Source organism: Neorhizobium sp. USDA 3394, from assembly GCF_056280385.1.
In genome coordinates, this window is record NZ_JBWCDU010000002.1 from 1,160,182 (window position 1) to 1,174,210 (window position 14,029).

Annotated in this window: 14 protein-coding genes; 9 read left to right on the forward strand and 5 right to left on the reverse strand. The window is 62.6% G+C overall.

What is annotated here, in order from left to right; translation table 11 throughout:
- Positions 1 to 12: 12 nt before the first annotated feature.
- A complete protein-coding gene (locus ACZ9EJ_RS27105) occupies positions 13 to 948 on the reverse strand; it encodes a polysaccharide deacetylase family protein (RefSeq protein ID WP_046627651.1) in 936 nt (311 codons plus the stop codon).
- Positions 949 to 1,059: 111 nt separating this feature from the next.
- On the opposite strand from ACZ9EJ_RS27105, the gene ACZ9EJ_RS27110 reads away from it, so the two are divergent.
- Positions 1,060 to 1,818 (forward strand): IclR family transcriptional regulator, encoded by a 759-nt coding sequence (locus ACZ9EJ_RS27110; protein ID WP_046627043.1) that lies wholly within the window; start codon positions 1,060 to 1,062, stop codon positions 1,816 to 1,818.
- A gap of 302 nt (positions 1,819 to 2,120) precedes the next feature.
- Positions 2,121 to 2,780: a peroxiredoxin gene (locus tag ACZ9EJ_RS27115; protein ID WP_046627045.1), complete on the forward strand. Its 660-nt coding sequence runs from the start codon at positions 2,121 to 2,123 to the stop codon at positions 2,778 to 2,780.
- A gap of 99 nt (positions 2,781 to 2,879) precedes the next feature.
- Here the strand turns inward: ACZ9EJ_RS27115 and ACZ9EJ_RS27120 are convergent, their stop codons facing one another.
- Both ACZ9EJ_RS27120 and ACZ9EJ_RS27125 read right to left on the reverse strand, forming a co-directional pair.
- Positions 2,880 to 3,062: a hypothetical protein gene (locus ACZ9EJ_RS27120; RefSeq protein ID WP_251090798.1), complete on the reverse strand. Its 183-nt coding sequence runs from the start codon at positions 3,060 to 3,062 to the stop codon at positions 2,880 to 2,882.
- A gap of 174 nt (positions 3,063 to 3,236) precedes the next feature.
- Positions 3,237 to 4,556 carry an LLM class flavin-dependent oxidoreductase gene (locus tag ACZ9EJ_RS27125; protein WP_046627047.1) on the reverse strand — a complete coding sequence of 440 codons (1,320 nt, stop codon included), beginning with the start codon at positions 4,554 to 4,556 and terminating at the stop codon, positions 3,237 to 3,239.
- Positions 4,557 to 4,825: 269 nt separating this feature from the next.
- Between ACZ9EJ_RS27125 and ACZ9EJ_RS27130 the strand changes: the two genes are divergently transcribed.
- Positions 4,826 to 6,043, forward strand: coding sequence for an SfnB family sulfur acquisition oxidoreductase (locus tag ACZ9EJ_RS27130; protein ID WP_046627055.1), 1,218 nt, complete (start codon positions 4,826 to 4,828; stop codon positions 6,041 to 6,043).
- A gap of 45 nt (positions 6,044 to 6,088) precedes the next feature.
- Here the strand turns inward: ACZ9EJ_RS27130 and ACZ9EJ_RS27135 are convergent, their stop codons facing one another.
- Positions 6,089 to 6,544, reverse strand: a complete 456-nt coding sequence (locus tag ACZ9EJ_RS27135) for an RrF2 family transcriptional regulator (protein ID WP_046627653.1) — start codon at positions 6,542 to 6,544, stop codon at positions 6,089 to 6,091.
- Positions 6,545 to 6,653: 109 nt separating this feature from the next.
- Positions 6,654 to 7,886 carry a M24 family metallopeptidase gene (locus ACZ9EJ_RS27140; protein WP_046627057.1) on the reverse strand — a complete coding sequence of 411 codons (1,233 nt, stop codon included), beginning with the start codon at positions 7,884 to 7,886 and terminating at the stop codon, positions 6,654 to 6,656.
- A 280-nt stretch (positions 7,887 to 8,166) separates the two neighbouring features.
- On the opposite strand from ACZ9EJ_RS27140, the gene ACZ9EJ_RS27145 reads away from it, so the two are divergent.
- From ACZ9EJ_RS27145 to ACZ9EJ_RS27170, 6 genes are all read left to right on the forward strand, one after another.
- Positions 8,167 to 9,639 (forward strand): ABC transporter substrate-binding protein, encoded by a 1,473-nt coding sequence (locus ACZ9EJ_RS27145; RefSeq protein ID WP_255736809.1) that lies wholly within the window; start codon positions 8,167 to 8,169, stop codon positions 9,637 to 9,639.
- Positions 9,640 to 9,762: 123 nt separating this feature from the next.
- On the forward strand, positions 9,763 to 10,737 hold the full coding sequence (locus ACZ9EJ_RS27150; protein WP_370650421.1) for an ABC transporter permease: 975 nt from the start codon (positions 9,763 to 9,765) through the stop codon (positions 10,735 to 10,737).
- The gene (locus ACZ9EJ_RS27155) at positions 10,734 to 11,591 is read left to right on the forward strand and encodes an ABC transporter permease (protein ID WP_046627059.1); all 858 of its coding nucleotides are present in this window, start codon (positions 10,734 to 10,736) and stop codon (positions 11,589 to 11,591) included. Before ACZ9EJ_RS27150 ends, ACZ9EJ_RS27155 begins: the two co-directional genes overlap by 4 nt.
- Positions 11,588 to 12,397: an ATP-binding cassette domain-containing protein gene (locus ACZ9EJ_RS27160; protein WP_046627061.1), complete on the forward strand. Its 810-nt coding sequence runs from the start codon at positions 11,588 to 11,590 to the stop codon at positions 12,395 to 12,397. The genes ACZ9EJ_RS27155 and ACZ9EJ_RS27160 overlap by 4 nt, the downstream gene beginning before the upstream one ends.
- Positions 12,394 to 13,140 (forward strand): ABC transporter ATP-binding protein, encoded by a 747-nt coding sequence (locus tag ACZ9EJ_RS27165; RefSeq protein WP_046641785.1) that lies wholly within the window; start codon positions 12,394 to 12,396, stop codon positions 13,138 to 13,140. Before ACZ9EJ_RS27160 ends, ACZ9EJ_RS27165 begins: the two co-directional genes overlap by 4 nt.
- A gap of 30 nt (positions 13,141 to 13,170) precedes the next feature.
- Positions 13,171 to 14,025: an NADPH-dependent oxidoreductase gene (locus ACZ9EJ_RS27170; protein WP_046627065.1), complete on the forward strand. Its 855-nt coding sequence runs from the start codon at positions 13,171 to 13,173 to the stop codon at positions 14,023 to 14,025.
- The last annotated feature ends 4 nt before the right edge of the window (positions 14,026 to 14,029 follow it).

The window sequence follows — 14,029 nt, forward strand, 5'->3', positions numbered from 1 at the left end:
ATTCAAGAACGCTTACGCCGCCTTGTCGGCGGTCTTTAGCCCGGCCTCGTCGGCACAGTAGCGCGCCAGTTCTGCATGGGTGCAGAACCAGACGTCGTCCTTCGACTTGGCGAGCCGAATGATCTCTTCCAGAATGAAGATGCGTGAACGGTGTCCGACGTGATGCGGGTGCATGGTGAGCTGGAACAACCCGCCCTCTTCCCACGCGACCTCGAGTTCGCGGGCGAAAATGTCGAGCACCATGGTAGGGCCGCCATAGGGTCGCGCCCCGGTCATCCGGTCCATCGCCACATAAGGCGCGTCGTCGCGGATCCATTCGACCGGGATTTCCACCATGCCGGTCGGCTCGCCGTCTTCCAGAAGTTCGTAGGGCTCCTCGTCGGCCATCAATGATGAATCATAGAGCAGGCCCATCTCGCGGGCGATCTTCAGCGTATAGGGGCTGAAATCCCACGAGGCCGTGCGCATGCCGACTGGGCGGATGGCGGAAAGCTTTTCCAGAACATCTGCGGCGCGCAGCGCCAGATCGCGTTCCGTTTTTTCGTCGAGGCGGGAATTGAATTCGTGGATCCAGCTATGGATGCCGAGTTCATGGCCGGCAGAGACGACGGTCTTCACTTCCTCAGCGTTGATCATCGCCGAGACGGCCGGCATGAAGAAGGAGGCGGGAACGGAATACTTTTCCAGAAGGCGCAGAATGCGCGGCATGCCGGAGCGCGCACCATACTGGCCCTGACTCATCTTGCCAAAGGATATGCCGCCATTCTTCAGTTCCAACGTCTCGTGATCGGAATCGAAGGACAATGCGACTGCCATGCGTGCGCCGTTTTTCCATTTCGCCGGTCGAAGCGAACGCCCGGCGCGCACCTTTTGAACCTTTTGCTGCCAGACACTATCCGGCCAGGTCCAGGGTTCGGAGGCATCGTTTTGCTTATTCGGCGCATTCATGAGATCGTTCATCCTTATCAGCGCGACACTCGATAACGTGAGTGGCTGCTTTCTAGGCAGAATTGTTATGAGCCGATCCGATAACCATCAACGGGGGTTTCGTTCACATACATGAACTCCGAAATCAAAAGCGCTGGCCGGATTCTCGATCTCCTGGAATATATGGCTTCCCGGCGGGAAGCCGTGCCACTGGCCCAGATCGTGCGCGATCTTTCTTTCCCGAAAAGCAGCGCCCACGGCCTCGTCCAGACGCTGGCTGCCCGCGGCCATGTGGTCCAGGACGATGCCGGGCGCTATATGCTGGTCGAGGCGAGTCGCCACGGCTTTCCGTTCAGGCGCCATGAAGAGCCGCTGGTCGTTTTGGCAAAACCGTTCATGGAAAAGCTTCGCGATCAGTCCGGCGAGACCATCCTCCTCGCCACGATGAACGCTCATTGCGACATAAGACGGCTGGCGAAATGCGTCAGCCGGCATCGGGTCCGTTATGACGTCAACCTCGACGCGGCGATCGCCGCCTATTGCACCGCGACCGGTCGCGTGCTGCTCGCCTTCACGCCGAAGGAGGCGCTGGAGCATTACCTCTCCCGCGTTCAGCTCCTCTCCTATACCCGCTATACGGTGACCGATATCGAGCGTATCCGCGAGATGCTCGTGAAGATCCGCCGCGATGGCTATGCACTGAACGACCAGGAATTCGTCACCGGCTCGACCGGCATTGCCGCGCCGATCTTCGACGGCAACGGCGCAGTTGTCGCTGCGCTCAATCTCGGGGTGCCGACCGTGCGTTACAACGAGCAGCGCGAAGGCTTTCTGCTGATGGTCCGAAGCGCAGCCGACGAGATCAGTCGGGCGCTTGGATACCGCCGGTGAGGCTTATTCTTGAAGCGAATGATGGAACTGATACAGTTGCGGCACGATTTGGAAAGCTGCACTCTTTCCCGGTGGCATTTTGGAAGAAACTGCGTCGGTCTGCCACCTCAAAGCGGCTATATCCTTCCTGTGATGAGACAAGGAACCGGAACTTTGCAAGGTCGATCCTCGCTTTCGCCTATCGTGTGCGGGGGAAAACAGCATTTCGGGGCTGACGATGGGCAAGGCCGCCCGGGCAGAAGATCGATCGAGCCGGCTTGGAAGTCCCGATCACAGCAACAACAATTCAAGGGAGCTGAAACATGAGCCTTCGCATCAACGACATAGCACCGGATTTCACCGCCGAAACCACGCAAGGGACGATCCATTTCCACGACTGGATCGGCAGCGGCTGGGCCGTGCTGTTTTCCCACCCGAAGAACTTCACACCCGTCTGCACCACCGAGCTCGGCGCCATGGCAGGGCTTGAGGGCGAATTCAAAAAGCGCGGCGTCAAGATCATCGGCATCTCCGTCGACCCGGTCGAAAGCCACGGCAAGTGGAAGGATGACATCAAGACGGCGACCGGTTTCGAGGTGGAATATCCGCTGATCGGCGACCGCGACCTCAAGGTCGCCAAGCTCTACGACATGCTCCCGGCCGCAGCCGGCGAAAGCTCCGAGGGCCGCACGCCCGCCGACAATGCGACGGTCCGCTCGGTCTATGTGATCGGCCCGGACAAGAAGATCAAGCTGATCCTCACCTATCCGATGACCACCGGCCGCAACTTCAACGAGATCCTGCGGGCGATCGACTCGATCCAGCTGACCGCGAAGCACCAGGTAGCGACGCCGGCCAACTGGAAACAGGGTGAGGATGTGATCATTACAGCCGCGGTTTCCAACGAGGATGCGATCACCCGCTTCGGCTCGTTCGATACGGTCCTGCCCTATCTGCGCAAGACCAGGCAGCCCACGGCCTGATATCGGCTCTTCTACTCGCACAAAAAAGGCCGGCGGAGCGGATCGCTTCGCCGGCCTTTCTGCGTATTCGGGATAACCGCCCGTGCCGGACGGCCGGTCTCAATAGACGGGATACATGCCCCAGAAGAAGCTTTCCGAATGTTCGCGATCAGGATCGCGAAGTTCCTCTCGATCCTTTTCGAAGGTCTTGCGTTCAGTGCTGTCGGAACCCGCCTTGCTAGGGCCGCGCCGGGCCAGTCCGAACAGATCAAATCCAAACAGGGATAAGCCACAAGCGATCATCGTCAGCCTCCAGTTGGTTGAGCGTCATACCGCCCAACTTTCAGGCCAAATTCCGTTTCGGTCAATGTAGTCTATCAAAACCCTATACTAATTCGTTGACACATTTGAAATTGTTATGTCCAAAATGTGGCAGTCGGCGAAATAGCGATCCCGTCCGCTTTCGGCGGCGCGTGCTCAGGCAAAAAAGCGGTTCGCCGGCCGCGGCAGGCCGAGATGCTCGCGAAGCGTGGCACCCTCATAATCGCGACGGAAGATGCCGCGCCGCTGCAATTCCGGAATGACCCTTTGCGTCACGTCGTCCAGGCCCTGCGGCAGGTAGGGGAAGACGACGGTAAAGCCGTCACTTGCCTCTTCCGAAAGCCAGGCCTGCATCTCGTCGGCAATGGTTTGCGGCGTGCCGACGAACGCCAGGCCGGAATACCCGCCATAACGTTGGGCAAGCTGGCGCACCGTCAGGCTTTCCTGCTCGGCCAGCTTGAGGACCTGGGCGCGGCCGGACTTGCTGGCATTGGTTTCCGGGATGTCCGGCAGCGGAGCGTCCGGATCGAAGCCGGAGGCATCATGGCCAAGGGCGATCGACAGCGAGGCGATTGCGCTGTCGTAATGCACCAGGCTGTCGAGTGCCGCCCGCTTCGCCTTTGCTTCTTCCACCGTATCACCGACGACGATGAAGGCGGCCGGCAGGATCTTCAGGTGGTCGGGATTGCGACCGGCGGCAATCATACGGCCCTTGATGTCCGCATACAGAGCCCTCGAGGCTGCGAGATCGCGCGGCGAACAGAAGACCAGTTCGGCGGTCTCGGCCGCAAGCTGACGTCCCGGCTCCGACTGCCCTGCCTGCACGATTACCGGCCAGCCCTGCACCGGGCGGGCAATGTTGAGCGGCCCGCGTACGCTGAGTTCGTCGCCCCTGTGATCGAGCACATGCATCTTTTCCGGATCGAAGAAAATGCCGCTTTGCTGATCGCGGATGAAGGCATCGTCGGCAAAACTGTCCCACAGCCCGGTGACGACGTCATAGAACTCGCGCGCCCGCTTGTAGCGCTCGCCGTGCTCCACATGCTCGTCGAGACCGAAATTGCGGGCTGAATCCGGATTGGACGTGGTGACGATGTTCCAGGCGGCGCGGCCGTTGCTGATGTGGTCGAGCGAGGCGAACCGGCGGGCCACGTGATACGGTTCGTCGAAGGTCGTCGAGGCGGTTGCCGCAAGACCGATCTTCTCGGTGACCGCGGCAAGCGCGGACAGCAGCGTGAACGGCTCGAACGACGTGACCGTATGACTACGCTTCAGAGCTTCGACCGGCATGTTCAACACCGCCAGGTGATCGGCCATGAAGAATGCATCGAACTTCGCGGCCTCCAGCTTCTGGATGAAGGACTTGATATGCCCGAAATTGAAATTGGCGTCCGCATAGGCGCCGGGATAACGCCACGCGCCGGTATGCAGGCTGACGGGACGCATGAAGGCGGTGAGGTGCAGGGATCTTGTCATGGGGAGACGCTCTTATGGGAGGAGAAACAGCTAATACCCTTAGAGTAAGCATTCCGCTTTCGCGTGCTAAGCAACGTTGTTGCGCCCATCGCATCGTGCCGGAGAAATTCTCACTCCTTCCGCTCAATTTAGCGTGACAATCCCAAATCTCTCCATCCGGCCGCCAAAAAGAGAAAATTCGCTTCATTCGGCGGGTGCAATTGAAGCTTTATTCCTTCTCCCTGCCTCTGTGGCGTGGCTGAATGGCGCACTTGATCCCGGAGGCGCAGATGAGCAGGGTTTTCCATTTGGCAGGAAAGATCAGGGCAGTGGCTCCATATCTCGCGACAGAGGACCAGGCGATCGAGGTGGCGACGGGGCTGTCGGCGCGCATCGCCGAAGGTTCGAGTCTTCGCGACCGGGAGCGGCTTCTGCCGCATGACGAGATGGAACTGGTCGCCCGGTCGGGATTGCTGGGGATCACCGTGCCCGCCGAATATGGCGGCGCCGATATTTCCAACGCCTTCCTGGCGGAGGTGATCGCCATCCTGTCCGAGGCCGACGCATCGGTGGGGCAGATTCCGCAGAACCATTTTACCATTCTTGAAGCTCTGCGCCTTGCGGGCAGCGAGGAGCAGAAGAAATATTTCTTCGCGCGGGCGCTGGCCGGCGAACATTTCGGCAATGCCCTTGCCGAGTCCGGTACGAAGGCGGCCGGCGACATCGAAACCCGGCTGGTGAACGATGGGCTCGGTTACCGCATCACCGGCCGCAAATATTACTCGACCGGCGCGCTGTTTGCCGATTGGGTGGCGATCTTCGGCCTCGATCCCCAGGGGCGAATGGTGATGGCGATCGTTCCGCGCGACGCGGAAGGACTGTCGATCGTCGATGACTGGGACGGGTTTGGTCAACGAACCACCGCAAGCGGCACCGTCGTGATCGACAATGTCTACGTTTCTCCGGATTCCGTCATCAGCTATTACCGGAGTTTCGAGCGGCATGCGCCGCTCGGATCGCTCGGCCAGTTGCTGCACGCCGCCGTTGACCTCGGGATCGCACGCGCCGCTTTTGCCGACATGATCGGCTTCGTGCGGAGCAAATCCCGGGGCATCCGCAATGTCGGCGTCGAGACCGCGAGCGCCGACCCTCTGACCATCGCGCGGACCGGTTCGATCGCCGTGAAACTGGAAGCGGCAAGTGCGGTCCTCGATCGTGCCGGGCGCAAGGTCGACATCGCCCAGATCAACCCGTCATCCGAGACGGCCATCGAGGCATCGCTCATCGTCGCTGCGGCAAAAATCCTGACCACGGAAGCCGCGCTCGACGCGACCAACGGCCTCTTCGAACTTGCCGGAACGTCCGCGACCAAGGAAGACCTGAACCTCGACCGGCACTGGCGCAATGCCCGCACGCACACGGTGCATGATCCGGTGCGCTGGAAACATCACGCGATCGGCGATTTCCACCTGAACGGCAACGTGCCGCGGCCGAACGGACAGTTCTAGTCTCTGCCGCCGGGCGTGGGTCGGCTTGCCGCCGCGGCAGGAGATCTATTTGCTGCTTGTCTGGGTCTCGTCGAGAAGGCCGCTCGAGCGCTTGGCGACCATCTGCTCCAGCGTCATGTTGTCGAGCACCGCGGCGATCGCATCGCGCACTTCCGTCATCGAATGGCGGATCTGGCAATCTTCCGGGTGGTCGCAATCGTCGCAAGGTTCGAACGCCGTCTTGCTGGCGCAGCGGATCGGCGCGAGTGGACCATCGAGAATGCGGACTGCCTGGCCGACATAAATCTGCGACGCGGGCTTGGACAGCGCATAACCACCGCCGGGTCCTTTTTTGGAGCGCAGGATGCCGCCTTTGCGCAGTTCCAGCAGGATCGCATCAAGGAATTTCTTGGAAATATTGTTCTGTTGGGCGATGTCGCTGACGAAGGCGGTCTTGCCGGGTTCAAGCTGTGCCAGGTGGACAAGCGCCTTGAGCCCGTATTTTCCCTTTTTCGTAAGCATCGAGTATCGAAATTCCGCCTGACTGGTGTCCTTCCCGACGAGATCGCCGAAGGTGTGACACCGATACAGGACCGGCGCCAAAGGTTCAATGTCGGTTTGCTCGTCGGCCCTATTCTGCCGAAAGATCGCGTAACGTCCGCGGCAGCGTATTCATGCATTCGGCTCCCGTTCCGGTGATCAGGAACTGATCCTCGATCATCAGCGCGCCGATGCCCTGCCCGTAGAACGGCGTCTCCAGCGCCACCACCATGTTCGACTGGATGATCTCCGGGTTGCCGGCAGAAAAGAACGGCCATTCCTCGATGCCGACGCCGCCGCCGACGGAATGGCCGAAATGTCCTCGCTCATATTCCGCAAAGCCGTCCCTGCGCATCGAGGCGAGCATGGCCGCGTGAACGGCGCCGAACGTATTGCCGGGACGAAGTTCATCAAGTCCTGCCGCGAACGCGTTTTCCAGCGCCCTGAAGATGTCGCGGGCCAGCGGCGAGGCTGGTCCATGGGTGAAGGTGCGTGCACCGTCCGAGGAATAGCCGTCGACCAGCGTCCCGACGTCGGCCTTGATCAGCGCACCCGGCGTCACGACCGCCGACATGTCCGAGAGATCGGCGCCGACCGAGATGAAATCCCAGTGGCCGCTCAGTTCAAAACCGCCTTCCGCCGCAGCTGCCTGGGCGCCCGCCTTCCAGGCGCAAGAGAGTTCGGTGAGCCGCGCACCGGGTTTCACCGCCGCCGCCATGCGCACGAGCCCGGCCTCCGCCGCCTTGGCGGCACGCCGCAGCCGTTCGATTTCGCGCGGCGTCTTGACGGCGCGCAGGCGGCGCAGCACGTCCGAGCCATCGGTCCAGGTGACCGTCGGCAAGGCCAGTTTCAGGGCCTCGAAATCGGCAGCCGGCATGAATTCCAGGTCGGCGCCGATCCGAGCGCGATCAAGGCCACGCTCGTTCAGCAGATCGCCGAGCAGGCCGAAACAGGCGGACCGGTCAAAGGTTTCCGGCCGGGGGCCGCCAGAACCGAGGCGGCGATAGGCTGCATTTATCTGCCCGACGCTTTCGGCTCCCGTCAGATCGAGCATGTCGATCCAGATCCGATGGGTGCGCAGGTCCATGTCTGCCGCAGCCTTGCGGATGGATCCGGCGGCGTGGTCGCTGGCGATTGCGGCCAGACCCATCGAGGCGTCGCCCGGTACAAGCGCGATTGCGGCACCCGCCCTGCCCCACATGGTCGCGACACCGGCCGGCGCGCCTACCGCATACCGAAAGGCTTCGGGCTGGAAGACGACCAGGGCGTCGAGGCCGGCTTGCGCCATCAGGCGCTCTGCATGGCGGCGGTCGATATCACTCATCGCATTCTCCAAATCCGTCTTTCCTCAAGGCCTTAGCCGGCCTCCGATCAAATCGCCAGCGGGTGGAACAAAATTCCTGAATGTTGCCATGGCGACGAAGAGCGTTTCCCGCCCCTGCCCAAAATCATCTTCCGCCACCCTTCCGGCTGAACGGGACTGCGATATTCTCCGCGCCGGTATACAATGGCTGAAAACGGCCAGCATGATCAGGGAGTTTAAGATGACCGGTTTGACGATCCATCGTGACGCAAGCTTGAAGACCAGCCGGCGCCATGTCCGCATGGTGACCGCCGCGGCGCTTATCGTCAGCGCGGTTGCCGCCGGGTCGGTTCAGGCTCAGGATTTCGACGCCGACGCGACGATCAACATCGGCTCGCTCTATGAACCGCAGAACCTCGACAACACCGCCGGCGCCGGCCAGGGGATCAACGAGGCCTTCAACAGCAACGTCTATGAAGCGCTCTTCCAGCTGACCGATGCGGGTACCGTCGTGCCGGCTCTCGCCAAGGACTACAAGGTCAGCGAAGACGGCCTCACCTATACGTTCACGCTGCAGCAGGGCGTCAAGTTCCATTCCGGCGATCCGCTGACCTCCAAGGACGTAAAATTCTCGATCGAACGCGTTACCGCCGCCGATTCCAAGAGCTCGCGCAAGAACAGCCTGAAGCCGATCGCCGGCATCGAGACGCCGGACGAGGCGACCGTCGTCGTCAAGCTTGCCTCGCGCTCGATCTCGCTGCCCTACAATCTGAGCTATGTGTGGATCGTCAACGACAAGGCGACCAACCTGACCGCGAGCGAAGACGGTACTGGCCCCTATCAGCTGGAAGACTGGCGCCGCGGCTCCTCGCTGGCGCTGACCCGTTTCGACGGCTATTGGGGCCGGAAGCCGACCAATGGCGACGTGGTCTTCCAGTATTTCACCGAGGCGACGGCGCTCAACAACGCGCTGCTGACCGGTTCGGTCGACATCATCACCTCGGTCCAGAGCCCGGATTCGCTCGCTCAATTCAAGGGCAACAAGGATTTCACCGTCGCCGAAGGCAAGTCGACGACCAAGCTCCTGCTCGCCTACAACGATCGCGTCGCCCCGTTCGACAACGTCAAGGTCCGAAAGGCGCTCGCCCGCGCGGTCGACGACGCCAGGCTGCTGAAGGCGGTCTGGGGCGATTCCGGCACGCCGATCGGCTCGATGGTTCCGCCGACCGACCCCTGGTATGTCGACCTCACCAAGTCCGACGCCTACGATCCGGCAAGCGCCAAGGCACTGCTGGCCGAGGCCGGTTATCCGAACGGCTTCACCTTCACCATCGATACGCCGAACTACGATCCGCATCCGATTGCCGCACAATTTCTGCAGACGGAGCTCGCGAAAGTCGGCGTCAAGGTGAACATCAACGTCATCACCGCCAACGAGTGGTACACCAAGGTCTACAAGGCGCATGATTTCCAGGCGACCCTGCAGGAACACGTGAACCACCGCGACATCGTCTTTTATGGCAATCCCGACTTCTACTGGGGTTATAACAATTCAAAGGTCGTCGATCTGATCAAGCAGTCGGAGGCGAGCGCCACCACAGACGAGCAGACCGCGAGGCTGAAGGAAGCCAACACGATCATCGCGGAAGACGCCGCCAGCAACTGGCTCTATCTCTACCCGCAGATCGTCGTCTCTGCGAAGTCGGTGACGGGTTATCCGTTGAACGGTCTCAACTCGCAATTCTTCGTCGCCGGCATCAAGAAGGACGATTGATCGCCCCTATCGGCAAGTCCCGAACTTGCGCTACATACCTGCCCGCCCGGTGTTTGAAATGCTGCAGCTTGCCCCGTCATCGACGGGGCGGCGCTGTAGAACCGGGCGGTTTTCCGATGAAAGGTGCCGGCCATTCTCTCCTATCTCCTGCGTCGTCTGGCCATCCTGATTGTCTCGACCCTGATCGCGGCGGCGGTGCTTTTCCTGCTGCTGCGCCTGCTTCCGGGCGATCCGGCCAATGCGCTGGTCTCGGTCGGCGCCGATCCGGAGCAGATCGAGGCGGCCCGCCGGCAGGTCGGTTCCGACCTGCCGCTATCCGAACAGTTCGTCCGCTTCGTGTCGAGCCTTGCCCGTTTCGACCTCGGCCAGTCCTTCGTCAGCCGCGCGCCGGTTCTGCCTGAGATCGGCAAGCGGCTGACCGTGACCGTGCCGCTGACGCTGATGTCCTTTCTACTGGCGATCGTCATCGCCGTGCCACTCGGTATTATCGCCGCTGTGAAATCCGACCGCTGGTACGGCTCCTTCATTTCCGTCGTCTCGCAGTTCGGCATCGCCGTACCGGTCTTCTGGATCGGCATCCTGCTGGTGACCGTGTTTGCCGTGAACCTGCGGCTTTTTCCCTCCGGCGGTTTCCCCTCGCGCGGCTGGCAGCGGCCGGATGCGGCGTTCGAGGCCCTCGTCCTCCCTGTCATAACGATCGCCATCGTCATGTCCGCCTCGCTGATCCGCTATGTGCGCTCCGCCGCTCAGGATGTGCTCGGCAGCGACTACCTGCGCACGGCCCGCGCGCTTGGCGCCAGTTATCCCGAAGCGCTGATCCGCCACGGTATCCGCAACGGCGCGGCGCCGGTCATCTCGATTCTCGGCATCGAACTCGCCTCGACCCTGCTCGGCGCCGTGGTGGTCGAGCGGGTCTTCTCGCTGCCGGGCCTCGGTTCGATGCTGTTGCTCGGCATCGAACAGCGCGATTATCCGAACGTGCAGGGCGTGCTGTTCATCTCGACGCTGCTGGTCCTGCTGGTCGGTTTCGCGGCAGATCTCGCACAGCGTCTCATCGATCCACGGCTGCGCGGCCGGGCAGCGGGGACCGAGCCATGACCGATACGCGCCTCATCGCCACCTCCCCCGAAGGCAGAACTCGTCGCTCGCTGACCTTCACCATCGGCGCTGTTGTCGTCGGGCTGCATCTGGTCATCGGCCTGCTGACGCTGTTCTGGGCGCCCTATGATCCGACCGCCATGTCCGGCGGGCGCCTGGAGGCGCCTTCGTTCGCCCACCTTGCCGGCACCGACCGGCTCGGCCGCGACCTCTTCACGCTGATCATGATCGGCTCTCGCATCGCGCTGATCGTCGGAACCGGCGCGGTCATCATCGGCGCGGCACTCGGCGTGACGATCGGCCTTCTGGCGGCCTTCGCATCGAAGACGCTCGACGACGTGCTGGCCGCCGGCCTCGATATTCTGATCGCCTTCCCGACCCTGCTTCTCGCCATGCTGATCGTCGCCTCGAGCGATGGCGCGAGCCTCTGGACGGCGGTGGTCGCGATCGGCATCGCCAATTCCGCGATCGTCGCGCGGCTGACCCGGATCCTTGCCAAACGCGTGCTGCGGATGGATTACATCACAGCCGCGCGAATATCCGGCACCTCCTGGATTCGCGTGGTGACCATCCATATCCTGCCGAACATCTGGCCGACCCTGCTCGTCAATCTGGCGCTGCAATTCGGGCTGGCGGTCATCGCCGAAGCCTCACTTTCCTATCTCGGCCTCGGCGCGCCGCCGCCGAACGCCTCCTGGGGTCGGCTGCTGCAGGAGGCGCAAGGGACGGTCTACACCGCACCCTTCGGCGCCATCGCTCCGGGCATCGCGCTCGTTTCGCTGGTAATCGGCATCAACCTGCTCGCCGACGGCTTGCGCGATATCGGTGATCCGACCCGCAGGAGGCGCCGGTGAGCCCCCTTCTCGCAATCGACGGCCTGTCGGTGCATGCCGGCGGCCAGGCGCTTGTCTCGGACGTGTCCTTCTCGGTCGCGCCGGGGGAACGACTTGGGTTGATCGGCGAATCCGGTTCCGGAAAGTCGCTGACGGCGCTGGCCGCGATCGGCTTGCTCGCGGACGGGCTCAGTGCCAGCGGTTCGGTATTGCTGGACGGCCGCCAAGTCGTTGGTGCCCGCGACCGGGATCTCGTGGCCCTGCGGGGCACGACGGCTGCCGTCATCTTCCAGGAACCGCTGACCGCCCTCGATCCGCTGATGAAGATCGGGCGCCAGGTCGCCGAACCCGTCCGTCGCCGCGCCAGGCGGGACGGCCGGCCAGCCGACGAAAAGAGCGTCATGCGCGAGGTGATGGACCTTCTCGACCAGGTCGCCCTGCCCCAGCCGGACCGGATCGCGAAGTCCTGGCCGCATGAGATTTCCGGTGGCCAGCGCCAGCGCGCGGCGATTGCCATGGCGCTCGCCTGCCGTCCGAAACTGCTGATAGCCGACGAGCCGACCACGGCGCTCGACGTCACCACCCAGGCGGAAATTCTTAAACTGTTGGGCCAGTTGGTCCGCGAGCGCAACATGGCGCTGCTGTTCATCAGCCACGACCTGCCTGTCGTTGCAAGCGCCGCCGACCGGGTCGTGGTGCTGCGGCATGGCCGGATCGTCGAACAGGGGCCGGTGGCCAAAGTGTTCCGCGAGCCCGCGCACGATTATACGCAGAGCCTGGTCGCGGCCGCGCGCTCCTTCGATGATGCGCTGGAGATCGCGCCATGAGCCTGATCGATGTCCGAGACGTCTCCTTCAGCTACAGCCGCAGCCAGAAGACCCTCGACGGCGTCAGCCTGACGCTGAAGCAGGGCGCCAATCTCGGCATCGTCGGCGAATCCGGCTCCGGCAAGACCACGCTTTTGCGCCTGCTTCTCGGCCTCAACCGTCCTTCACAGGGCTCGATCACCGTCAACGATACCCCGCTCGATCCCGGCAATCGCGCGTTCATGCGCGGCTTTCGGCGCACCGTCCAGGCGGTATTCCAGGACCCCTATTCCTCGCTCGATCCGCGCCAGAGCGTCTTCGACATCATCGCCGAACCGCTGCGCTCACTGAAGATAGCGGGCGACACCAGGGCCGCTGTCGGTTCCGCGCTCGCCTCGGTCGGGCTGCCGGCCGATGCGGCGGAGCGTTATCCGCACGAATTCTCGGGTGGCCAGCGGCAGCGCATCGCGATTGCCCGGGCGATCGTCTCGCGGCCGGACGTGGTACTCGCCGACGAGGTTGTGAGCGCGCTCGATCTCTCGACCCGCATCCGCATCGTCGAGCTTCTGAAGCAATTGTCGCAGACGGTGACCCTGGTGCTCGTCTCCCACGATATTGGCCTCGTCGCCTCGCTCTGCGAGGAAACCATCATTCTCGAACGCGGCAGGATCGTCGAGAGCGGCAAGACCCGCGATATCCTTGCCGTTCCAAGCCATGCCTATACGCAGAAACTCTTGGCCAGCATTCCCCGCATGCCGGCCTGATGCCTCTCTCATATTCAAAGGAGTTCTTCGATGTCCGTTTCCCGCTTCGCCTCCGCCCCTGAGACTTCACCGAACCCGGTCGATCTGGTGCGCCGGCGCTACGGATCGGACCAGCCGGTCGCGACGGCGGAGTGGAATGCCGCGCTCGACACCATCCTCTCGCACCGTTCCGTCCGCACCTACCTGCCGAAACCAGTGCCGGAAAGCGTGCTGCAGCTGATCGTCGCGGCCGCCCAATCGGCGCCGACCTCCTCCAGCCTGCAGGCCTGGAGTGTGGTGGCGGTCGAGGACCAGGAGCGGCGGGCGAAACTCGCCGAACTCGCCTCCCCCAATCCGCAGATCATCTCCGCGCCACTGTTCCTGGTCTGGATCGCAGATCTCTCACGGCTCCGGAAAATCACTGCCCAGAACGGCAAGACGGGTGAAGGCCTCGATTATCTCGAAAGCTTCCTGCTGGCGACGATCGACGCGTCGCTGGCCGCCCAGAATGCGCTGGTCGCGCTGGAATCGCTCGGCCTCGGCACCTGCTATATCGGCGGTATTCGCAACCATCCGGCCGAAGTGAGCGAACTGCTCGGCCTGCCGCCGGAGGCCCTGGCGGTGTTCGGGATGACGGTCGGATATCCCGACCCGGCGGTCGAGACTGAGGTCAAGCCTCGCCTGCCGCAATCCGTCGTGCTTCATCGCGAACAATATCAGGCAGCACCGCCGGAAGCGGATCTCGCCACATACGATGACACGATGCGGTCTTTTCAGACCGGCCAGGGCATGGCGGTGCGGGGCTGGACCAGCGTCGTCGCCAGCCGCATTGCCGACGCACCGGCTTTGAAAGGCCGGCACGTGCTGCTCGACGTCGTGCGCCGCATGGGCTTCAAGGTAAAATAGCGGT